The following is a 20,476-nucleotide window of genomic DNA, read 5'->3' as shown; positions in this document are numbered from 1 at the left end:
AGTGCATCGCACAAGAAACACGCGAAATGATGTGCAGGTATCTACGAGGACGTCCACGTATCCGTCCACCGCAGCCCCAGCGCACGCACGAGTCGACGCAGGGTCGACAGCGACATCCCGACCACCGTCGACGGGTCGCCGTCGACGCGCTCGATGAACGGTCCGCCCAGGCTGTCGATCGTGAACGCGCCGGCCACGTGCAGCGGCTCACCCGAGGCGACGTACGCGTCGATCTCGTCATCGGTCATGTCGGCCGTGAAGGTGACGGATGCTTCGGCCACGGCATGCTCTTCGACCGGAGACTGCCCCGGGGCCAGCCGGAACACGCTGTGCCCCGAATGCAGGACGCCGGTGCGCCCCCGCATGTCCCGCCACCGCGCGGTGGCCGTCTCGGCGGTGTGCGGCTTGCCGAGGATCTGGCCGTCGAGCACGAACATCGAGTCGCCGCCGATCACGATCCCGTCGAATGCCGGGTCGTCCGCGGCCAGGCGGGCCGCGACATCCGCCGCCTTGCGCCGGGCCAGGAGCAGGACGTACTCGTCCGGATCCAGCGCCCGGCCCTCGGAGGACTCGACCGCGCTGACCACCGCGTCCTCGTCGACGTCCGGCGCGAGGGTCTCGGGCTCGATGCCGGCCTGCCGGCAGCATGAGGCGGGCGGGGGATGTCGAAGCCAGGCACACGCGCATGGGCTCCACCGTATCCTCACCCGCGTCCAGATCGCCGAGACAGGGGATCGGCCGTGAGACCGGGGACGTGGCCCGTGGTTTCGCGGAGGATCCCCGGTTTCGGCGAACCGCCGCCCCGAGCCCACCCCGCCCCGCACCCCACCCGCCGGACCCCCCGCCCCGCACCATGTGAAACGATCGGATGATGCAACCGGGCGACCAGATCGATCTCGACATCACCGCCGTCGCGCACGGCGGGGTGTTCGTGGCGCGACACGAGGGCCGGGTCGTGTTCGTGCCCGACACCCTCCCCGGCGAGCGGGTGCGCGTGCGGCTGACCCAGACCGGAGAGAAGTCGTTCTGGCGCGGCGAGGCGCTCGAGGTGCTGGATGCCTCACCCCACCGTCGCCCGCATGTCTGGCGTGCCGCCGACATCGACACCCCGCCCGAGCAGCGACCGGGCGGCGCCGATTTCGGGCACATCGAACTGGACCACCAGCGCACGCTCAAGCTCGAGGTGCTGCAGGACGCGCTCACCCGGATGGGCGGTATCGACCTGCCGGTGCGGATGCTGTCGGTGCCCGGCGACGATGACCGCGGCGGCCTGCGCTGGCGCACCCGGGTCAGTCTGCACGTGGACGACGAGGGCCGGATCGGCCCGTTTGCGGCCCGCAGCCACCGCATCGTTCCGGTGGACGAGCTGCCGTTGGCGACCGCCCCGATCGAGCGGGTCGCGGCGACCCTGCACGCGAACGCGCCGGGCCGGATCGACCTGGTGCAGCCCTCGGACGGCCGGGTCCGGATCGTCCCGCGGCCCGCCGAGCGCGCCGCCCGTCGGCCGGCCGCCCGGCACCGGCGCGGCGCCCGGCATCTGAGCGAGACCGCACGCCGCCAGAACCAGGCCGTGGCCGCACGTGCCCAGCACTCCGCCCAGGTCGCGCACGAAGTGGTCGAGCAGCGCGTGGGCGAGCGCGCGTTCCGAGTGGATGCCGGCGGCTTCTGGCAGGTGCACCACAGTGCTGCCCTCACTCTCAGCGACCTCGTCGCGGCAAGCGCTGCCGGACGCGCTGGACCCGGACGGGTTGCACCTGGACCTGTACGGCGGGGTCGGCCTGTTCGCCGCGACGATCGGCGAGCGGGCGGGCGAGTCCGCGCGGGTGATCAGCGTCGAATCCGATGCCCGGGCCACCGAGCACGCGGGCGAGAACCTCGCCGAGTGGGTCGGCGCGCGGGCCGAGACGGCGCGGGTCGACCGCTGGCTGCCGCAGCCTGCGCGAATCCGCCTCGCCGGGCGAGCTGGAGCGGCTCCGCCGCGGGGCGGTGGTCCTGGATCCGCCGCGCTCCGGCGCGGGCGCCGCAGTGGTGGCCGAGATTGCGGCGCTGGGTCCGGCATCCGTCGTCTACGTCGCGTGCGACCCGGTGGCGCTCGCGCGCGACCTGAAGACGTTCCGCGCCGCCGGATACGAGGCATCCGACATCACGGCGGTCGACCTGTTTCCGCACTCGCACCACGTCGAGGCCGTGGCGGCGCTCACCCGGACGGCGGCACCGCGCTAGCCTGATGCCTATGACCGACGTGGCCCTGATCGACGACCATGAGTCCGTGCGCCTGGGGCTGGAGGCCGCCTGCGCGCGCGCCGACGAGATGGATGTCGTCTTCTCGGCAGCTCGGTGACGGCCTACCTCGAGTGGCGTGCGCTGAGCGGCTCGCGCCCGGCCGACGTGGTGGTCCTGGACCTGACCCTCGGCGACGGCACGACCGTGACCGAGAATGTGCGCCGGATCGCGTCGGACGGCTCGAGCATCATCATCCACAGCGTCGCCGACCGCCCGGCCGCGGTGCGCGAGGCGCTGGCTGCCGGCGCCGCGGGGATCGTGAGCAAGTCGTCTCCGATCGACGAGGTCATCGTGGCGGTCGGGGCGGTCGCCCACGGCGAGCCACTGAACAACGTGGAGTGGGCCAGCGCAGTGGATGGCGACCGGGCGTTCGCCGACGCCCAGCTGTCGGCGCGCGAGCGCGATGTGCTGCGGCTGTACGCGGCCGGGCTTCCGCTGAAGATGGTCGCCGACCGGCTGGGGATCGCCTATTCCACCGCGAAGGAGAACATCAACCGGGTCCGGGTGAAGTACGTCGATGTCGGACGCCCTGCTCCGACGAAGGTCGACCTCCTGCGCCGCGCCGTCGAGGACGGCATCCTGACCCCCATCGAGGATGCCGGTGACGCGTGACACCGATCGCGCCGCGCTGAGCGCCGCGTGGGGCCAGCTGCCGCAGTCCCGCGAGACGGTTGCGCGACTCGGCTCGTTCACCCGCACCCGGGTCGAGCGGATCATCGGCCTGGTGGTGGCCGTCGGCTGCATCGCCCTCGGGCTGCAGGGGCTGTTCGCCGCGATGGATGCCCCGGCCGAACGGCCGGAATGGCACCCCATCCTCGAGATCATCGTGTTCGGCGCGCTCGCGCTCATGCTGCTGGCGTGCTTCGCGGGCCGCGGGCTGCGGGTGTTCGCCCCGTTGTTCGCCGCCGCCTACATCGCCTGCCTCGTGCTCTGGCCGATCGCGGCGGCGGGCATGCCCGCCTCGCACTCGGTCGAGCCGTGGATGTTCTACCTGATCAACATCGGCACCGTCGCCTCGGTGCTGGCGTTCACGCTTCCCTGGCAGATCGTCTTCACCCTGGCGATCCCGGTGCTGTGGGGCATCTCGCGCCTGGTGCAGTGCGGATTCGCCCCGGGCTTCGCCGTGCCGGTCGCGCTGGACGTGTCGTTCGCGCTGATCCTGGGCGGCATCCTGGTCGCACTCGGCTGGGTGTTCCGCACCGTCGCCGCCAACGTCGACACCGCACGCGCCCAGGCGGTCTCGTCCTACGCCGCCGCGGCCGCGGCCGAGGCCACCGAGCAGGAGCGGGTCGCGGTGGGCGCGCTCATGCACGACAGCGTCCTGGCGGCCCTGATCGCGGTCGAGCGCGCGCAGAGCCCCCGCGAGCGCACCCTGGCGGTCGGGATGGCACGCGAGGCCCTGACCCGCCTGGCCAACGCCGAGCGCGATGCGGGGATGGGGTCCGAGGCTCCGGTCGATGTGGACTCGATCGCACGCGAGATCGAGGCATCCGCTGTCGAACTCGGCCACCCGGTGCGAGTGGAGCTCACTCGCGGCGCCGGTGAGATCCGGCTCCCCGGGGTCGTCGCCCGCGCCCTCGCGCTGGCGGCCGCGCAGGCGATCGCCAATGCCATCCAGCATGCGGATGCCGCGGGTCTGCGCGTGAGCGTGACCTGCGCGAGCGAGCCCGTCCAGGTCTCGGTGCTGGTCCGCGATTCCGGTCCGGGATTCGATCCGGCAGCCGTCCCGGACGACCGTCTGGGGATCAGCGCGTCGATCGTGACCCGGGTGGCCGCTGTCGGTGGACGGGCACGCATCGCGTCGGACGAGCACGGAACCCGCGTCGCCCTGGAATGGGCGGAGGGCGCATGAACCGGAGTGTGCGCGGCATCCTCACCGCCCTCGGGGCGGCGTTCGCCCTCTACCTCGCCGCCCGCGGCCTGGTCTGGGCCGGCGGCGACGTCGACCGCCCGATCATGCGCTGCTGTCGGTCGCGCTGTACATGATCGTGGCCGCGCTCTGCCTGTTCATCGACGGGCCGCCTCCGCCGCCTCCGGCGGCCGAGTCCGGCGATGACGAAGAGATCGGCATGATGACGACGGGACGGCGGGGGCCGAACACCCTGCCGCTGTGGGTGTGCGGGCTGGCGCTGCTGGTGGCTCTGGTGATCCCCAACACGGTGCCGTTCGCGTTGGATCCTGCCTCGCGGACCTCGTCTTTCGGCACCTGGTACGTCGGGGCGATCGGGCTGCTGATGACGATCATCATGGTGCGGCGGCGGCCGTGGATGTCGTGGATCGGCCTTCTTGCGCTGGGGGTGTCGACGATCGCCTGGCTGGGTGTGGGGCCTGCGTTGACGGCCGGACTCGTCGGCTCGGTGATGTGGGTCGTGGCCGCGCAGCTCGCCTGCTGTCGATGGACCGTGCCGCGCGCGACACGGCACGCCTGGCCCAGCTGCGAGCGGGCGGCGTCGGCGTGGCGGGCCGCGCAGCTCGGCCGGCAGCGCGAGCGGCGCATCCAGGTTCAGCGTGCGCTGGCGGTGGCGGGGCCGATCCTGTCGCGCGCGATCGAGAAGGGCGGCGACCTCGACGAGCGCGAGCGTGCCGAGGCGCGCATCTCCGAGGGCAGCTGCGCGACGAGCTGCGCGGGGCGCGGCTGCTCGACGACGGCGTGCGGGCCGAGCTGGATGCCGCCCGTCGTCGCGGCGCCACGGTCTCGGTCGTCGACGAAGGCGGGCTCGACGGGCTCGCCGAGCCCGATCTGGAGGAGATCCGCGCCGATCTGGCCGCCGCTGTGCGCGAGGCCGAGTCGGACCGGCTGTACATCCGTGCCTCGGCGCATCCGCGGATCGCGGTGACCGTCGTCGGACGCTCCGCCGCCGGGGGATCCCAGTCGGCCCACTCCGATGAGGACAGCGTCGACCTGTGGCGTGAGATCCCGCGCCCGGCGGTCGACGAAGACTGAACCCGCCAGAGCGCGAGCCCGGCGGGTCGAGACGACCCGTGACCGGGCGCCTGCGCCGAGGAGCGCCGAGGCGAAGAGAAAGGCGAGGGGCGGCGAAGCCGCCCGCCCCTCGCCCGTGGTGGACGGTTACCCGAAAACCATCCACGGTGGCCGAACCTGAACTCGTCTACCCTGGACGAGCCGGCCAGCCGAACGCAGAAGCGTTCCAGCAGTTCAAGTATCCGACGGTGGCAAGCGGTGTGTCTGTAGGTATTTTGGGGGACATTTACGCGCGTAACGTCGGGCAGGATGCGGCATCCACCCGGCGCCCTCAGCCGCCGAAACGCCCCCAGCCGAGGTCCCGTCGCAGCGGGCTGCGCAGGCTGCGCGCCGAGATCTGCCAAGCCGAGCGGTCCGACCGGTCGGCGGCGGTGGCGGATGCCTCTTCCTGGCTGTAGACCTCGGTGACGACCGCGATCAGGGCGGCCAGCTCCTCGTCGGTCGGGGTGCCGCGCACCACGTCGACACGCAGCGTCGAAGCGTCCGCTGCGGGCGTGTCCGGCAGGCTCATAGCGGGATGTTACCGTGCTTCTTCGGCGGCTGGCTGGCGCGCTTGCCGCGCAGGGCGCGCAGCGACTTCGCGATGAACACGCGGGTCTGGGCGGGCTCGATGATGCTGTCCAGCTCGCCGCGCTCGGCCGCCAGGAACGGGGACGCCACGTTGTACAGGTACTCGTTCGCCAGCCGCGCCCGCACGGCGGCGATGTCTTCACCGGCCTCTTCGGCGCGCTTGAGCTCGCCGCGGTACAGGATGTTGACGGCGCCCTGACCGCCCATCACGGCGATCTCGGCCGTCGGCCAGGCGACGTTGACGTCGGCGCCGAGCTGCTTGGAGCCCATCACGATGTACGCGCCGCCGTAGGCCTTGCGCAGGATGACGGTGACCAGCGGCACGGTCGCCTCGGCATACGCGTAGAGCAGCTTCGCGCCGCGGCGGATGACGCCGGTCCACTCCTGGTCGGTGCCGGGCAGGTAGCCGGGCACGTCCACGAGCGTGACGATGGGGATGGAGAATGCGTCGCAGAACCGGACGAATCGGCTCGCCTTCTCACCGGCCTCGATGTTCAGGGTGCCGGCCATCTGGTTCGGCTGGTTGGCGATGATCCCGACCGTGCGGCCGTCGATCCGCCCGAGCCCGACAACGATGTTCGGTGCGAACAGCGGCTGCACCTCGAGGAAGTCGCCGTCGTCGACCAGGTGCGTGATCACCTGGTGGATGTCGTACGGCTGGTTGGGCGAGTCCGGGATGATCGCATTCAGCGTGCGATCGGCATCCGTCGTCTCCCATTCGAACCCGGTCTCGTACACCGGCAGCTCGGCCATGTTGTTGTCGGGCAGGTAGCTGAGCATCGTGCGGACGTAGTCGATCGCGTCGTCCTCGTCTTCGGCGAGGTAGTGCGCGACGCCCGAGCGGGTGTTGTGCGTGTAGGCGCCACCCAGCTCTTCCATGCCGACGTCCTCGCCGGTGACGGTCTTGATCACGTCCGGCCCGGTGACGAACATCTGGCTGGTCTTGTCGACCATGATCACGAAGTCGGTCAGGGCGGGGAGTAGACCGCGCCGCCGGCCGCCGGGCCCATGATGATCGAGATCTGCGGGATCACCCCGGATGCGGCGGTGTTGAGGCGGAAGATCTCGCCGTACTTGCCGAGGGCGACCACGCCCTCCTGGATGCGCGCGCCGCCGGAATCCAGGATGCCGATGATCGGCATCCCGCCGCGCAGCGCGAGCTCCATGACCTTGATGATCTTCTCGCCGGCCACCTCGCCCAGCGACCCGCCGAACGTGGAGAAGTCCTGCGCGTAGACGGCGACGGTGCGCCCGTGGATCGTGCCGACGCCGGTGACGACCGAATCGCCGTAGGGCCGGGACTTGTCCATCCCGAACGCGGTGGTGCGGTGCCGCACGTATTCGTCGATCTCGGTGAACGAGCCGGTGTCCAGCAGCAGCTCGATGCGCTCGCGCGCGGTGAGCTTGTGCTTCGCGTGCCGCTTCTGCAGCGCGGATGCCTCGGCATCGACGACCGCCTCCTGGTAGCGGTTGCGCAGATCGGCGATCTTGCCGGCGGTCGTGGAGAGGTCGGGTTCCGTCACGCATTCCACCCTAACGATCCACCTGCCGCGACGGTTGGAGACCACGCACAAGGGGTTGCCCGATCCCCTGTGGACCTCCTCTGCCTCCGCCTCGTCCCGCCCCGCCGGTGGCGGCTCCGCGCGCGGGCGATGCCCCGTAGGGTGATGCCATGACTGAGGCATATCCGCGGACCGCCGCGGTCAGTCCCCGGGTGCAGGTGCGCTCCTCGACCGGGTCGACGAACGCGGATGTCGCGGCCGCCGTCGCGGCGGATCCGCTGGGGTGGCCGCATCTGTCCCTCCTGCTGACGCACGATCAGCGCGCCGGTCGCGGCCGGCTCGACCGCTCCTGGACCGCACCGCCGGGGACCGCCCTGGCCGTCTCGGTGCTCGTGCGGGTGGCGGATGTCCCGCCCGCCGCGCGCGGCTGGATCCCGCTGATCGCGGGGGCGGCGATGACCCGTGCGATCCGCGCGCAGCTGGGTGGCTCGGGGCATTCGGCGGCGCTGAAATGGCCGAACGACGTGCTCGTGGACGGCGGCAAGATCTGCGGCATCCTCGCCGAGGTCGTCGCCCCGGATGCCGTGGTCATCGGATCGGGGATCAACACGACCATGGCCCGGGTCGACCTGCCGGTGGTCACCGCGACCTCGTTCGCCGCCATCGGCCGCACCGTGGATGAGGACCGGCTGCTGGCCGACTACCTCGTGGCGCTGGACGAGCAGCTGACCGCGCTGGCCCGCAGCGGCGGACGCGCGGCCGAGGCCGGGGTGCGCGGCGAGGTCGAGGCGCTGTGCGCGACGATCGGCGCCGACGTGCGGGTGTCGATGCCCGACGGTTCGACGCTGGAGGGGCGCGCGCAGCGCCTCGACGACGAGGGCCGGCTCGTGGTGCAGTCGGGTGCGACCGAGATCGCAGTCTCGGCTGGGGATGTCGTGCACGTGCGCGGCGCCGCCCCGCTCTGATCGCGACCCGCCGACATCCCGCGCGGATGCGGGAGATGTCGGCGGCGGCGGCCAGAATGGGGGCATGACGCAAGCCGACGAGCATCGGGGGGCGGCCGTTCGCGCCTGCTCCGGGCTCGCCCACGCCCGAGCTGCGGGTGGCGCGGTTCCGCCCGCACGCCCGCCGCCTCATCTGGTCGGCCCTCGTGCTCATCGCCGTCGCCGGCGCCGTCGGCTACTTCTGGAGCAACCTGCCGTCGCCCTTCGAGAATTGGATGCTGGCGGCCGGCGCCGCGGTGGTCGTGTTCCTCCTCGTCCTGCTGCCGTTCCTGGCCTGGTGGGCACACGTCTACACGCTCACCACCCGGCGGATCATCGAGCGCCGCGGCATCCTGCGCGTGCGACGCCGCGATCTCGAGCATGTGCGCGGGTACACCATCACCGTGCGCCGCGGCATCCTCCAGCGTCTCTGGGGCGTGGGCACACTCACCCTCTCGGACGGCGTGGACGACCCGATGCAAGCTGGAAGAACGTGCCCAGCGTCGCGCTCGTGCACGAGGCGCTCGTCGACCAGGTCGAGGTCAACCAGATCCTCGCGCACCGCGACGCGACCTCGATCCCGCTCGCCTCGTCGACCTGACCGTCGCGGCGGCGCCGACACGGGCGCCCGGCGTGCGCGAGAATGGACCGGACGAAAGGAGCGGGATGTCCCTGCGAGTCGGAGTCGTCGGTGGTGGCCAGTTGGCGCGGATGATGATCGCTCCGGCGGTCGAGCTCGGGATCGAGCTGTCGGTGCTCGCCGAGCAGGAGGGCATGTCCGCGAAGCTGGCGGCGACCGCCGTCGGCGATTACCGCGACCTCGACACGGTGCTCGCCTTCGCGCGCGACGTCGACGTCGTCACGTTCGACCACGAGCACGTGCCGCAGGAGGTGCTGCGCGGTCTGGTCGATGCCGGCATCGCCGTGCGGCCCGGTCCCGATGCCCTGCAGTACGCGCAGGACAAGCTGCTCATGCGCGCACGGCTGGACGAGCTCGGGATGCCGCAGCCCGACTGGGCCGCGGCATCCGAGCCGGCGCAGCTCCAGCAGTTCCTGGACGGCCACGGCGGCCGGGCGGTCGTGAAGACCCCGCGCGGCGGCTACGACGGCAAGGGAGTGCGGGTCGTCCGCGTCGCGGCCGAGGCCGAGGACTGGTTCGCGAGCCTGGCCGAGGACGCGCGCGGCGGGGCGCTGCTGGTCGAGGAGCTCGTCGACTTCCGGCGCGAGCTGTCACAGCAGGTGGCGCGTCGGCCGTCCGGCCAGATGCGCGCCTATCCGGTCGTCGAGACCGTGCAGCGCGAGGGTGTGTGCGCCGAGGTCTTCGCGCCCGCGCCCCATCTGACCGCGCGGCTCGCCAACGCCGCGGCCGAGGTCGGAACGGGGCTGGCCGAGGGGCTGGGCGTGACCGGGATGCTGGCGGTCGAGCTGTTCGAGACGACCGATGACCGGGTGCTGGTCAACGAGCTGGCGATGCGGCCGCACAACTCCGGGCACTGGTCGCAGGACGGCGCGGTGACCGGCCAATTCGAGCAGCATCTGCGCGCGGTGCTGGATCTGCCGCTGGGCGATGCCACGCCGCGGCAAGCCGTGGGCGGTCATGGTGAACATCCTGGGCGGGCCGTCCTCCGGCCGCATGGACGAGCCGTTCGCGCGCGTGTTCCAGGCCCACCCCGACGTGAAGGTGCACACCTACGGCAAGGAGCCGCGGCCCGGTCGCAAGGTCGGCCACGTCACCGCCGTGGGCGATGACCTGGACGACGCGGTCTACGACGCCCGCGCCGCCGCGGAGTTCTTCGCGAGCTGAGCGCGGCTTGCGCTCGGTCGGGGTGCCACGAGCCCCGGACGGCAGCCCCGTGGCGAGCAGGCCGGTCCGCCCATCCCGCCGGTTCGCCATGAAGAACCGCGCCGTTGCGGGGATCTTCCAGGCGGGCGCCCTACCCTTGTCGGGTGACCGAGCCGCTGCATTCGTCCGCCTCGCCCCTCGTCGGAGTCGTCATGGGCTCCGACTCGGACTGGCGGGTCATGAGTGACGCCTCCCAGGCGCTGACCGACTTCGAGATCCCGCACGAGGTCGAGGTGGTGTCGGCCCACCGCACGCCGGACAAGCTGATCGAATACGGGCGTTCCGCCCGTGCGCGCGGCCTGAAGGTGATCATCGCCGGCGCCGGCGGCGCCGCCCACCTGCCCGGCATGCTCGCCTCGGTGACGGCGCTTCCGGTGATCGGCGTGCCCGTGCCGCTGGCCACCCTCGACGGGATGGACTCGCTGCTGAGCATCGTCCAGATGCCCGCCGGCATCCCGGTCGCGACCGTGTCGATCGGCGGGGCGAAGAACGCCGGGCTGCTCGCGGCGCGCATCCTCGCGGCATCCGACCCTGCCCTCGCCGACCGCGTCGAGGCGTACGCACGAGAGCTGCAGGCACAGGTCGAGCTGAAGAACCACCGGCTCAAGGAGTCTCTGTGACGGCGGCCACCGCCGGCCGCCACCTCATCGAGGAGCGGCCGATCCGGTATCCGGATGCGTCATCGACCCCGATGATGACCCGGCGCGGGTGGTGGCTGGTGATCCTGAACTTCCTGATCCCCGGGTCGGCACAGGCGGTCGCCGGCAACCGTCGCCTCGGCCGATTCGGCCTGGGCGCGACCCTCGTGATGTGGCCGCTGCTCGATCCTCGCCCTGCTGGGCGCGCTGCTGTGGCGATCCGGATTCCTCACCATCGTCACCAACCCGATCGTGCTGCTCGCCGTCGAGGCGCTGCTGGTGCTGTACGTCGTGCTGTGGATCATCCTCACGATCGACACGCTGCGCCTGGTGCGCCTGGTCAAGACCGGACCGCGCGCCCGGGTCGCGATCGCCGTGCTCTCGGTGGCGATGCTGGTGGTCGCCGGCGGGACGGCCGCCTACGCGGTGCGGGTGACGGATGCCGCGCGCAGCGCGCTGGGCAGCATCTTCAGCGCGTCCGGCCCGGCCGTGGACCCGTCCGACGGCTACTACAACATCCTGCTGCTGGGGGCCGACAGCGGGAAGGGCCGCGACTCGATGCGGTTCGACTCGATCTCGGTGGTCTCGGTCAACGCCGACACCGGGCGGGTGATCATCACCGGCATCCCGCGCGATCTCGAGGGCTTCCCGTTCCCGAAGGACAGTCCGATGCACGCGCTGTACCCCGACGTGCACACCGGGCACGGCAGCGCGACCTGCGGCTGGACGGGCGCCATCAACCAGCTCAACACCGAGCTGGACGTCTGCCGTGACGGCAGCAAGATCTATCCGGACGCCGAGAAGAAGGGGTCGACCCCCGGCGTCGAGGCGACGAAGGATGCCGCGGAGGGACTGCTGGGCATCGACATCCCGTACTACGCGTTCATCGACATGGCCGGCTTCGCCGCCCTGGTTGACGCGCTCGGCGGCGTCGACATCACGGTGACCGAGCGCCTGCCCGAAGGCGGCGGGCCGAAGTACGAGGGCAGCCGGTCACCCAGTGGGCGACGGGCTGGATCGAGAAGGGCAAGCAGCACATGGACGGCAAGACCGCCCAGTGGTATGCCCGTTCGCGCAAGACGACGAGCGACTGGGACCGCATGAAGCGGCAGCGGCAAGCTGCAGGAGGCGATCCTGAAGCAGTTCACCCCGGCGACCGTGCTCAGCCGGTTCGAAGACATCGCGAAGGCGGGGGAGCACCTGGTCAAGACCGACATCCCGTCCTCGATGCTGGGGTACTTCACCGACCTCGCGATCAAGGCGAAGGGGCACAAGGTCACGACGATCGAGCTGACGCCCGCCCAGCAGGTCGACCAGACCGCGCCGGACGTCGAGTACGTGCATACCCTGGTGCATAAGGCGCTGCATCCGCCGACTCCGTCGTCGTCGCCGAAGGGATGAGCCTGTGAGCGTGCCTGCGGGTCGTGCTCGACCAGCTGGTCGGCCCGACCGACCCCGATCTGGCCATGGCCTCGCGCGAGCTCGCGCACGCGCTGGTGCAGGCGGCGCCGGCGGGCTGCGACGTCGGGGCGATCGTACCGTCCGGGCCGTTCGACATGGCGGGCCTCGCCGAGGTGCGGCGGCTGGGCATGGCGCGGCGTGAGCTGGCGGCGGCCTGGCAGCTGGGCGTCACCGCGGGCGTGGGCGGGGGACTGATCCACTCGCCGACGCTGCTCGCGCCGCTGTCGCGGCACGACCGGGTGAACGATCACGATCAGACCGTGGTCACCCTGTGGGACCTGCTGGCGTGGGAGCACCCCGACGAGCTGACCCGCCCGGCGCAGACCTGGTCGAAGGCGATGCCTGCGGCGCGTGCGCAAGCACGCCGATGCGGTCGTCGTGCCCACGCATGCGATGGCCGAGCGGCTGGCCGGCATCGTCGACCTGGGCGGACGCATCCGGGTGATCACGGGTGCCGCGCCCACGGGGTTCACGCCGCCCACCGATGCGGTCGGCCGGCGGCGCACCCTCGGCGTCCCGGAGGCCGTGATCGCGCTCGTGGGTGATGCCGCACCCTCTGCCGCGCTGACGACGGGCTTGCGCGCGGTGGCGGCATCCGGAGCCGACCTGCCCATCGTCGTACTCGACGCGCAGGAGGGGCAGGAGCCGGCCATCGTCGACCTGGCCGCCGCGGCCGGCATCGGCGAACATCGGATGCAGGTGCCCGTGGGCATGGATGCCGCGGACCGCGCCGCCGTCCTGGACGCGACGACGCTGCTGATCGCCCCGACCCGGCGCTCCGCCTTCCCCTGGCGCGTGGTCGAGGCGATGGCCATGGGGGTGCCGGTCGTGGCCGCCGCCTCGGCCGATCACCGCGAGGTGATCTTCGACGGCGGCAGTGTCGTCGGCGATGCGACGGACGATCGGCAGGATGTCGACGCCCTGGAAGACGGGATCCGCGGGGCGCTGGCATCCGTCGCCGGGCTCGAGCGGCTCGGCGTGCTCGCCGGCGACCGCGGTCGTGCGTTCTCCTGGCGCGGTGCCGCCGACCGCGTGTGGCAGCTGCACGCCGACCTCTGAGCCCCAGCTCGTTGGGCGAGGGAGTGCCGCCCCTCTCACAGCTCGTTGAGCGAGGGAGCGCCGCCCCTCTCACAGCTCGTTGGGCGAGGGAGTGCCGCCCCTCTCACAGCTCGTTGAGCGAGGGAGTGCCGCCCCTCTCACAGCTCGTTGAGCGAGGGAGCGAAGCGACCGAGACGAAACGCCGCCGACCCCCGTTCACGCCCTCCTGCCGACACTGTGAACACGTCGCATTCGGCGTGTCGCAAAACGAATTCTCGGTTCCGGGTGGTAATCACCCGCCACATCAGTCACAATGTTCACATGTTCGCCCGCAGTCATTCGATCCTGTCCGCGCGCTGGCGTTGGCTCATCCTGATGCTGGCCGCGTTCCTCGCCGCAAGCCGTGCTCACCGCCGTCTCGCCCGCGCCGAAGGCGCAGGCAGCCGAGTTGCCGGGGACGATCGTGGACGGTGGATACTTCATCTCGGATGCCGAGTTCTATCGGGCGAACTCGATGACCCAGGCGCAGATCCAGACCTTCCTGAACAGCAAAGCCTCCTGCGCCAGTGGTGCGACGTGCCTGAAGAACTATCGGGGCGACCTGACCGCGCGTAAGGCCGACAGCTATTGCAAGGCCGTGGCGGCCGAGAAGAATGCGACCGCCGCCCGGATGATCTACCGCACCGCCAACGCATGCGGGATCAATCCCAAGGTCATCCTCGTGATGCTGCAGAAGGAGCAGGGCCTGGTCACCTCGAGCAGGCCGAGCGACTGGAATATCGAGCACGCCATGGGCCAGTCGTGCCCCGACACGCCTGCCGGCTGCTCCGCGGCGGCGGCGGGCTTCTGGAACCAGGTCTATCTGGGCGCCCGGCAGATGCAGATCTACACGAAGTACCCCGCCTCGTTCGGGTATCGCGCCAAGCAGTACAACACGATCAAGTGGGCGCCGAGCTCGTCCTGCGGCACGTCGAAGGTCTACATCAAGAACCAGGCCACGGCGAATCTCTACAACTACACCCCGTACCGTCCGAACATCGCGGCCCTCGCTGCCGGCTACGGGACGGGTGACAAGTGCTCCACATACGGCAACCGCAACTTCTACAACTACTACGTGAGCTGGTTCGCCCCGGGCTCGTCCAGCTCGAAGGGCGCCCCCGCCCAGGTGGGCTCGTGCACGGTGCCGGCGACGGCGGATGTCGCAACCCGCAGCGCGACCGCCACGGTCAAGGTGCAGTCGCTGAACGCACGCAAGGCGCCCACGACGCTCTGCGGCAGTGGCATCCGAGCGCTCGACAAGGGGACGAAGGTGACCGTCACCGGCGTTTACGGGGCGTGGTCGCACATCAAGGTCGGCGGCTCGACGCTGTGGGTGGTCAGCGAGTATCTGAAGACCAGCAGCGGCAAGGCTCGGGAGGCGGATCTCCGGCGTCGGTGGGGTGTGCGCAGCCGGCCCGCGTTGCGAGCGCGTCTGGCACGGCGATTGTCACGGTGGCCGCGCTCAACGCCCGGACTGCGCCCAGCACAGGCTGTGCCGTCGGCGTGCAGACCCTCAAGCAGGGGCAGAAGTACACGCGGACCGGGACGTCCGGCGTCTGGTGGCGGTTGAAGGTGGGCACCAAGACGCTGTGGGCGCACAGCGACTACCTGGCGCTCGAGAAGGCCGCCTCGACACCGAAGCCGTCGCCCAAGCCGACGACCAAGCCCACCCCGAAGCCGACCACCACCACGAAGTACGTGGCGGTCGCGCTGAACCTGCGCGCGAGCGCGAGCCTGTCGGCCAAGATCGTGACCACGATGCCGCGCGGCGCCAAGGTCACGGTGCTGAAGAAGGCTGGCAGCTGGAGCCAGGTCAAGTACGGCACGAGAGGCGGATGGGTCGCGAACGCCTACCTGACCAGCTCGGCGGGCTCGTCGTCCGCGAAGCCGTCGACGCCTTCCTCGACGGCGCAGAAGACCATCGCGGCTCTGAACCTGCGCACGAGCGCGAGCCTGTCGGCCAAGATCGCGATGACGCTGCCCGGGGCGCGAAGGTCACGGTGCTGAAGAAGAGTGGCAGCTGGAGCCAGGTCAGATACGGCTCGCGGACCGGGTGGGTCGCAAACGCCTATCTGACCAGCACGTCTTCCTCCGCTTCGAAGCCGGCCGCATCAGCCTCGAAGACGCAGACGACCGTGGCCGCGCTGAATCTGCGCACGAGCGGCAGCATGTCGGCGAAGATCGTGACGGTCCTGCCGCGCGGTGCGAAGGTCACCATCCTGAAGAAGAGCGGAAGCTGGAGCCAGGTCAAGTACGGCTCGAAGACCGGCTGGGTGTCCAACCGCTATCTGAGATGATCCGCGCGCCGGGGTGTGGATGCTGCCGGCACCGACACCTGCGTACGCTGTGAGGGCTCTGAATCTTGGCGTGTCGCACTCGACCAGAGAAGGCCGAGTGGTATTCGCGAGTCACTTCAGTCACAATGTTCACATGCCCCCTCGCAGCCGCCCGCTTCCGACTGCCCGTTGGCGATGGCCCATCCTCTTGCTGTCTGCCGTCGTCGCCGCGGCTCTTTTGACCGCCGTGGCACCGGCGCCACGCGCCCAGGCCGCCGAGTTGCCAGGGACGATCGTCGACGGCGGATACATCATCTCCGATGCGGAGTTCTACCGGTCGGGGTCGATGACGGAGGCGCAGATCCAGACGTTCCTGAACGCCAGGGTTGGGACGTGCGCGTCAGGAGCGACCTGCCTGAAGAACTACCGCGGAGACATCGGGGCGCAAGCCCAAGGACTCGTACTGCACGGGTGCAACTGCTGAGAAGGGCGTCACTGCGGCGCGGATGATCTACCGGGCCTCGATCGCCTGCCACATCAACCCCAAGGTGATCATCGTGATGCTCCAGAAGGAGCAGGGGCTGGTCACCTCGACCAAGCCCAGCGCCTGGAACTTCGAACACGCGATGGGGCAGAACTGTCCCGACACGCCGGCAGGCTGCTCGGCGGCCACCGCAGGCTTCTGGAAGCAGGTCTACCTGGGCGCGCGCCAGATGCAGATCTACACGAAGTACCCCACCTCGTTCACCTACCGCGCCGGCCAGTACAACACGGTCAAGTGGGCTCCGAGCTCGTCGTGCGGCACGTCCAAGGTGCTGATCAAGAACCAGGCCACCGCGAACCTGTACAACTACACGCCGTATCGGCCGAACATCGAGCTCTGGCCGCTGGGTGGGGCACCGGTGACGCCTGTTCGACCTACGGCAACCGCAACTTCTACAACTACTACGTCGCGTGGTTCGCACCGACGGCATCGACGTCATCCGGCGCGCCGGCGCAGATCAGCGCGTGCACGAATCCAGCTGCGGCGGATGTCGCGACCCGCACCCAGACGGCGAAGGTGAACGTCTCGGCGCTGAACGCCCGCACGGCACCGACCACGCTGTGCGGCAGCGGCAAGCCGTTCCCTGTCCGGCGGGACCGCTGTGACCGTCACCGGCGTGTACGGGGCATGGTCGCACATCAAGGTGGGCACGGCGACGTTCTGGGTGGTGAGCCAGTATCTGACCATCGACGGCACATCCGGCGATGGGGCGCCGGCGGTGACCGGTTGCGCCGTCCCGGCGAACGTGGCGAGCGCCTCGGGGACGGCGGTGGTCACGGCATCGTCGCTGAACGCGCGGAGCGCTCCGACCACCGACTGCTCGACCGGCATGGTGTCGATCACGAAGGGGCAGAAGTACAGCCGCACCGGCACCTACGGCGAGTGGTGGCGGCTGAACATCGGCGGCAAGGCGATGTGGGCGCACAGCGACTATCTGGCGCTCGAGGCGGCCCCTGCCCCGGCCGCAGCACTGACGCGAGCGGGCGTCGGCGATCTGAACGGAGACAAGACCTCGGATGTGCTCGCGGTGCGCAACGACGGAAGGCCTTGCCTGTACCCCGGCGACGGCAAGGGCAGATGGCGCGCGTCGTCGACTCCGGTTCCGTCGTGGGGGAGCGCACGACTCGTTCCGCTGGGCGACTTCTCCGGTGACGGCCGTCCCGACGTCGCTGCGGTGCGCAGCGACGGAAGTCTGTGGCTGTACCGGGGCAACGGCACCGGGGGCTTCGCGTCGCCGGTGCGGATCGGCACCGGCTGGGGCTCGTTCACCGCGCTCATCGGCGGAATCGACTTCGATGGCGACGGTCACACCGATCTGATCGCGCGCAGCAGAACCGGCTATCTGACCCTCTACCGGGGGAATGGGAAGAGCGGCTGGGTGTCCGAGCGTCGGCCGGTGATCGGCAACGGCTGGGCGCCATTCACCGCGCTGTTCACCGCGACCGACTTCGACGGCGACCGACGTCCGGATCTGATCGCGCGCAAGTCCGACGGCACGCTGTGGCTGTACCGGATGAGCGGAAGCGGCTCGTGGTCGGGTGCACGGAAGATCGGCACCGGGTGGGGAGCGTTCACCTCTGTGTTCAGCCCCGGGGACTTCAACGGCGACGGCAGTTCCGACGTCCTGGCCCGAAAGCGCAACGGCGAACTGTGGCTGTACCGCGGCAACGGCTCGGGGGGCTGGTCGGGCTGGTCCGTCGTCGGCACGGGCTGGAACGGCATGGTCCAGATCCACTGAGCAGACAGCCGTGCCCCAGACGGTTCTCAGCCACGCGTCTACTAGGATTGCGGATGGCCCGGAGCGGACTCACGCGGCCGCTAGGACACACACCCGTGACAAATACTCTCGATAAGAGCGCCTTCGATACGCCTGGGCGCGGCAGGGGCCTGCTGGATGTCTTCCGGTACCGCTACCTCCTGCGCCTGCTGATCAGCAAGACGACTTCGCTGCGCTACCGCAACTCCGTGCTCGGCTGGCTCTGGTCATACGTGCGACCGACCGTCCAGTTCCTCGTCTACTTCCTTGTCGTCGGCGAGATCATGGGGTTCAAGCGGGGGATCGACTCCTTCCCCATCTACCTGTTCTCCGGGCTCGTCGTCGTCAACCTCTTCAACGAGGCGATCGGCGCCACGACCCGCGCGATCGTGGACAATAAGGCACTCGTCCGGAAGATCTATCTTCCCCGAGAGCTGTTTCCGATCTCCGCCGTTGTCGGCTCGTTCATCCACTTCCTTCCGCAGCTCGCGGTGCTTCTGCTCGTCTGCATCCTGTTCGGATGGGTGCCGACCTTCGCCTCTGTCGGTCTCCTTCTGGCCGGTCTGCTCATCGTGGTCCTGTTCGTTCTGGGCGTCGGACTGCTCTTCTCCGCCATCAACGTCCGGTTCCGAGACGCGCAGAACTTCATCGAGATCATCCGGACCATCGCGACCTGGGCCTCGCCCATCATGTACACCTGGGTGATGGTGCATGACCGCGCCCACCACTACCCCTGGATCTTCGATATCTACATGAGCAACCCCATCACCGTCGCGGTCGAGATGTTCCATGAGGCGATGTGGTCGCCCATCGTCCCCGAGACCGCGCGATTCGGGTGGCCGCCCGACTTCGGCTGGAACATCGCCGCAGCCATCGGCGTCATCATCGTCGCTCTCGCGCTCGGCCAGCTCGTCTTCCGCCGCTTCGAGCGCACGTTCGCTCAGGATCTGTGATGCGCGCGCACACCACCACACAGCAGCCGGCCATCGTTCTCGAGCATGTCTCGAAATGGTTCAACAAGCGCTCCACGCGCTCCTTCAAAGAGACGTTCATCAACTGGGTGAAGCATCAGCCCGTCCGGGCACAGCAGTTCCAGGCGCTGAAGGACGTCACGTTCAGCATCGACGAAGGCGAGTCCGTCGCTGTGATGGGGCTGAACGGTTCGGGCAAGTCCACGACATTGAAGCTGGTCTCGGGGGTGATGGGTCCGGATGAAGGACGTGTTCTCACCCGAGGCCGCGTCGCCGGTCTGATCGAGGTCGGTGCGGGCTTCCATCCCGATCTCACGGGACGTGAGAACGTCTTCCTGAACGCGGCGATCCTCGGCATGAGCGAGAAGGAGACCAAGGAGCGCTTCGACGAGATCGTCGCGTTCAGCGAGATCGGCGAGTTCATCGATCAAGAGGTCAAGCACTACTCCTCGGGCATGTTCATGCGTCTGGCGTTCAGTGTCGCGATCCACGTCGAGCTGGACGTGCTTCTGGTGGACGAAGTGCTCGCCGTCGGTGACGCCCCGTTCCGTGCCAAGTGCAATGCGAAGCTGAAGGAGATGGCTGAGCAGGGCATCACCATGATGATCGTCAGTCACAGCGCGGGCCAGGTCAAAGAGCTGTGCAGCCGCGGGATCGTCATCCGCAAGGGTGCGGTCATCTTCGACGGCCCGATCGATGACGCGTTGCAGGTCCTCGAGCAGAACTAGGCTCGTTGCCGTGTCTCCGCCTATGTGCCTGCTTTCGGTCCGATAGCCTGGTGCTGTCAACTGCCCCAGAGCGATTTTGGACCCCGTGATCACTGTCTCCCTTGCCCCGTACGAAGATGACGAGGGCAATCGCATCGAATACGACGGCCCGGTCACCGACACAATCAAGGTCACCTTCCGCGGCAAGAACAATGTGGCCAGGATTCATGCGAAGGCGAGCGCACCGGGCCTGAAGGTCGACTTCAACAGCAGCAACGGCACGTTCGTGCTCGGGGCCAATCCGGTTCGGCGCCCCTTCTCAGGTGGTGTTCGCGTCGGTGAGGATGCCACGGTTGAGATCGGCGACAACGTCTCGTCGACGTCCGGGATCACGATCTCGGCCGTCGAGGGTGTGTCCGTCATCATCGGCAACGACGTGATGTTCGCGAGCCAGAACCAGGTGCGGGCCGATGACGGTCATCCGATCTTCGACGTCCGCAGCGGCGAACGCGTCAATCGGGCACGGACCATCCGCATCGGCAACCACGTCTGGGTGGGCTTCGGTGCGATGATCCTCGGGGAGCTTCGATCGGCGAGGGAAGTGTGATCGGCGCCGGAAGCATCGTCACACGCAAGATCCCCAACAATGTCGTCGCGGTGGGGACCCCCGCGCGAGTGATCCGCAAGCACGTTGCCTGGGAGCGCATCCATCTCGGCGCGGACGCACCGTTCTACAAGCCGGATGCCTCGACGGTCAAGAAATCGAAGTACTGGAACCTCACGCTCGAGACTGGCGCTCCCGAGCGGCGGACGCTCGCAACTCGGGTTCGGCGGCGCCTGGGCCGCGAATGGATCCGCATCAGAAACCGACGGTGTTCGTGA

20 protein-coding genes and 6 pseudogenes are annotated in these 20,476 nt (G+C 69.6%); 23 read left to right on the top strand and 3 right to left on the bottom strand.

Annotated elements, in window-relative coordinates; translation table 11 throughout:
* Window positions 1-41 precede the first annotated feature (41 nt).
* A pseudogene (locus L2X98_RS03875) lies at window positions 42-687 on the bottom strand (Maf family protein).
* A gap of 184 nt (window positions 688-871) precedes the next feature.
* Between L2X98_RS03875 and L2X98_RS03870 the strand changes: the two are divergent.
* From L2X98_RS03870 to L2X98_RS03850, 5 genes and pseudogenes are all read left to right on the top strand, one after another.
* A pseudogene (locus L2X98_RS03870) lies at window positions 872-2,223 on the top strand (class I SAM-dependent RNA methyltransferase).
* Between the two features lie 10 nt (window positions 2,224-2,233).
* Window positions 2,234-2,895, top strand: a pseudogene (locus L2X98_RS03865) (response regulator).
* A complete protein-coding gene (locus tag L2X98_RS03860; protein WP_435526245.1) occupies window positions 2,879-4,135 on the top strand; it encodes an ATP-binding protein in 1,257 nt (418 codons plus the stop codon). Before L2X98_RS03865 ends, L2X98_RS03860 begins: the two are co-directional and overlap by 17 nt.
* Window positions 4,132-4,269 carry a hypothetical protein gene (locus L2X98_RS03855; RefSeq protein ID WP_259612381.1) on the top strand — a complete coding sequence of 46 codons (138 nt, stop codon included), beginning with the start codon at window positions 4,132-4,134 and terminating at the stop codon, window positions 4,267-4,269. The genes L2X98_RS03860 and L2X98_RS03855 overlap by 4 nt, the downstream gene beginning before the upstream one ends.
* 2 nt (window positions 4,270-4,271) lie before the next feature.
* Window positions 4,272-5,120: a hypothetical protein gene (locus tag L2X98_RS03850; protein ID WP_259612380.1), complete on the top strand. Its 849-nt coding sequence runs from the start codon at window positions 4,272-4,274 to the stop codon at window positions 5,118-5,120.
* A gap of 417 nt (window positions 5,121-5,537) precedes the next feature.
* On the opposite strand, the gene L2X98_RS03845 is transcribed toward L2X98_RS03850, so the two are convergent.
* On the bottom strand, window positions 5,538-5,777 hold the full coding sequence (locus L2X98_RS03845; protein WP_259612379.1) for an acyl-CoA carboxylase subunit epsilon: 240 nt from the start codon (window positions 5,775-5,777) through the stop codon (window positions 5,538-5,540).
* Window positions 5,774-7,368 (bottom strand): annotated as a pseudogene (locus L2X98_RS03840) (acyl-CoA carboxylase subunit beta). Before L2X98_RS03840 ends, L2X98_RS03845 begins: the two are co-directional and overlap by 4 nt.
* Before the next feature lie 140 nt (window positions 7,369-7,508).
* Here L2X98_RS03840 and L2X98_RS03835 point away from each other — a divergent pair.
* From L2X98_RS03835 to L2X98_RS03760, 18 genes and pseudogenes are all read left to right on the top strand, one after another.
* Window positions 7,509-8,303 (top strand): biotin--[acetyl-CoA-carboxylase] ligase, encoded by a 795-nt coding sequence (locus L2X98_RS03835; RefSeq protein ID WP_259612378.1) that lies wholly within the window; start codon window positions 7,509-7,511, stop codon window positions 8,301-8,303.
* A 254-nt stretch (window positions 8,304-8,557) separates the two neighbouring features.
* Window positions 8,558-8,725, top strand: a pseudogene (locus L2X98_RS19995) (PH domain-containing protein); the annotation flags it as partial.
* Between the two features lie 262 nt (window positions 8,726-8,987).
* Window positions 8,988-10,125: pseudogene (locus L2X98_RS03825) on the top strand (5-(carboxyamino)imidazole ribonucleotide synthase).
* A 191-nt stretch (window positions 10,126-10,316) separates the two neighbouring features.
* A complete protein-coding gene (gene purE / locus L2X98_RS03820) occupies window positions 10,317-10,784 on the top strand; it encodes a 5-(carboxyamino)imidazole ribonucleotide mutase (protein ID WP_259613182.1) in 468 nt (155 codons plus the stop codon).
* A gap of 270 nt (window positions 10,785-11,054) precedes the next feature.
* On the top strand, window positions 11,055-11,906 hold the full coding sequence (locus L2X98_RS19990) for an LCP family protein (RefSeq protein ID WP_354002914.1): 852 nt from the start codon (window positions 11,055-11,057) through the stop codon (window positions 11,904-11,906).
* Window positions 11,840-12,160, top strand: coding sequence for a hypothetical protein (locus L2X98_RS19985; protein ID WP_354002913.1), 321 nt, complete (start codon window positions 11,840-11,842; stop codon window positions 12,158-12,160). The genes L2X98_RS19990 and L2X98_RS19985 overlap by 67 nt, the downstream gene beginning before the upstream one ends.
* 66 nt (window positions 12,161-12,226) lie before the next feature.
* Window positions 12,227-12,808 carry a hypothetical protein gene (locus tag L2X98_RS19980; RefSeq protein WP_354002912.1) on the top strand — a complete coding sequence of 194 codons (582 nt, stop codon included), beginning with the start codon at window positions 12,227-12,229 and terminating at the stop codon, window positions 12,806-12,808.
* Window positions 12,705-13,322 carry a glycosyltransferase gene (locus L2X98_RS19975; protein WP_354002995.1) on the top strand — a complete coding sequence of 206 codons (618 nt, stop codon included), beginning with the start codon at window positions 12,705-12,707 and terminating at the stop codon, window positions 13,320-13,322. The genes L2X98_RS19980 and L2X98_RS19975 overlap by 104 nt, the downstream gene beginning before the upstream one ends.
* A gap of 382 nt (window positions 13,323-13,704) precedes the next feature.
* Window positions 13,705-14,910 (top strand): SH3 domain-containing protein, encoded by a 1,206-nt coding sequence (locus L2X98_RS03805; protein WP_259612377.1) that lies wholly within the window; start codon window positions 13,705-13,707, stop codon window positions 14,908-14,910.
* The gene (locus tag L2X98_RS03800) at window positions 14,844-15,347 is read left to right on the top strand and encodes an SH3 domain-containing protein (protein WP_259612376.1); all 504 of its coding nucleotides are present in this window, start codon (window positions 14,844-14,846) and stop codon (window positions 15,345-15,347) included. Before L2X98_RS03805 ends, L2X98_RS03800 begins: the two co-directional genes overlap by 67 nt.
* Window positions 15,341-15,637, top strand: coding sequence for an SH3 domain-containing protein (locus L2X98_RS03795; RefSeq protein ID WP_259612375.1), 297 nt, complete (start codon window positions 15,341-15,343; stop codon window positions 15,635-15,637). The genes L2X98_RS03800 and L2X98_RS03795 overlap by 7 nt, the downstream gene beginning before the upstream one ends.
* Window positions 15,638-15,824: 187 nt before the next feature.
* Window positions 15,825-16,100 carry a hypothetical protein gene (locus L2X98_RS03790; RefSeq protein WP_259612374.1) on the top strand — a complete coding sequence of 92 codons (276 nt, stop codon included), beginning with the start codon at window positions 15,825-15,827 and terminating at the stop codon, window positions 16,098-16,100.
* Between the two features lie 22 nt (window positions 16,101-16,122).
* Window positions 16,123-16,680 carry a hypothetical protein gene (locus L2X98_RS03785; RefSeq protein WP_259612373.1) on the top strand — a complete coding sequence of 186 codons (558 nt, stop codon included), beginning with the start codon at window positions 16,123-16,125 and terminating at the stop codon, window positions 16,678-16,680.
* Window positions 16,681-16,761: 81 nt separating this feature from the next.
* Complete coding sequence (locus tag L2X98_RS03780; RefSeq protein ID WP_259612372.1) at window positions 16,762-17,898, top strand: FG-GAP repeat domain-containing protein; 1,137 nt, start codon at window positions 16,762-16,764, stop codon at window positions 17,896-17,898.
* A gap of 95 nt (window positions 17,899-17,993) precedes the next feature.
* Window positions 17,994-18,869 (top strand): ABC transporter permease, encoded by an 876-nt coding sequence (locus L2X98_RS03775; protein WP_259612371.1) that lies wholly within the window; start codon window positions 17,994-17,996, stop codon window positions 18,867-18,869.
* Window positions 18,869-19,615, top strand: coding sequence for an ABC transporter ATP-binding protein (locus tag L2X98_RS03770; RefSeq protein ID WP_259612370.1), 747 nt, complete (start codon window positions 18,869-18,871; stop codon window positions 19,613-19,615). Before L2X98_RS03775 ends, L2X98_RS03770 begins: the two co-directional genes overlap by 1 nt.
* 76 nt (window positions 19,616-19,691) lie before the next feature.
* Complete coding sequence (locus L2X98_RS03765; protein WP_259612369.1) at window positions 19,692-20,201, top strand: LbetaH domain-containing protein; 510 nt, start codon at window positions 19,692-19,694, stop codon at window positions 20,199-20,201.
* The gene (locus L2X98_RS03760; RefSeq protein WP_259612368.1) at window positions 20,198-20,476 is read left to right on the top strand and encodes a hypothetical protein; all 279 of its coding nucleotides are present in this window, start codon (window positions 20,198-20,200) and stop codon (window positions 20,474-20,476) included. Before L2X98_RS03765 ends, L2X98_RS03760 begins: the two co-directional genes overlap by 4 nt.

The organism is Microbacterium elymi (assembly GCF_021582895.2).
Taxonomy (GTDB): Bacteria; Actinomycetota; Actinomycetes; order Actinomycetales; family Microbacteriaceae; genus Microbacterium; species Microbacterium humicola.
The sequence above is the reverse complement of the archived record's forward strand: the minus strand, read 5'-3'. Positions and strand labels throughout refer to the sequence as shown.

Coding starts and splice junctions, on each gene's coding strand:
- L2X98_RS03860 (WP_435526245.1), top strand. CDS start 2,879: ATGCCGGTGACGCGTGACACCGATCGCGCCGCGCTGAGCGCCGCGTGG.
- L2X98_RS03855 (WP_259612381.1), top strand. CDS start 4,132: ATGAACCGGAGTGTGCGCGGCATCCTCACCGCCCTCGGGGCGGCGTTC.
- L2X98_RS03845 (WP_259612379.1), bottom strand. CDS start 5,777: ATGAGCCTGCCGGACACGCCCGCAGCGGACGCTTCGACGCTGCGTGTC.
- L2X98_RS03835 (WP_259612378.1), top strand. CDS start 7,509: ATGACTGAGGCATATCCGCGGACCGCCGCGGTCAGTCCCCGGGTGCAG.
- purE (WP_259613182.1), top strand. CDS start 10,317: ATGGGCTCCGACTCGGACTGGCGGGTCATGAGTGACGCCTCCCAGGCG.
- L2X98_RS19985 (WP_354002913.1), top strand. CDS start 11,840: ATGGACGGCAAGACCGCCCAGTGGTATGCCCGTTCGCGCAAGACGACG.
- L2X98_RS03785 (WP_259612373.1), top strand. CDS start 16,123: ATGATCTACCGGGCCTCGATCGCCTGCCACATCAACCCCAAGGTGATC.
- L2X98_RS03770 (WP_259612370.1), top strand. CDS start 18,869: ATGCGCGCGCACACCACCACACAGCAGCCGGCCATCGTTCTCGAGCAT.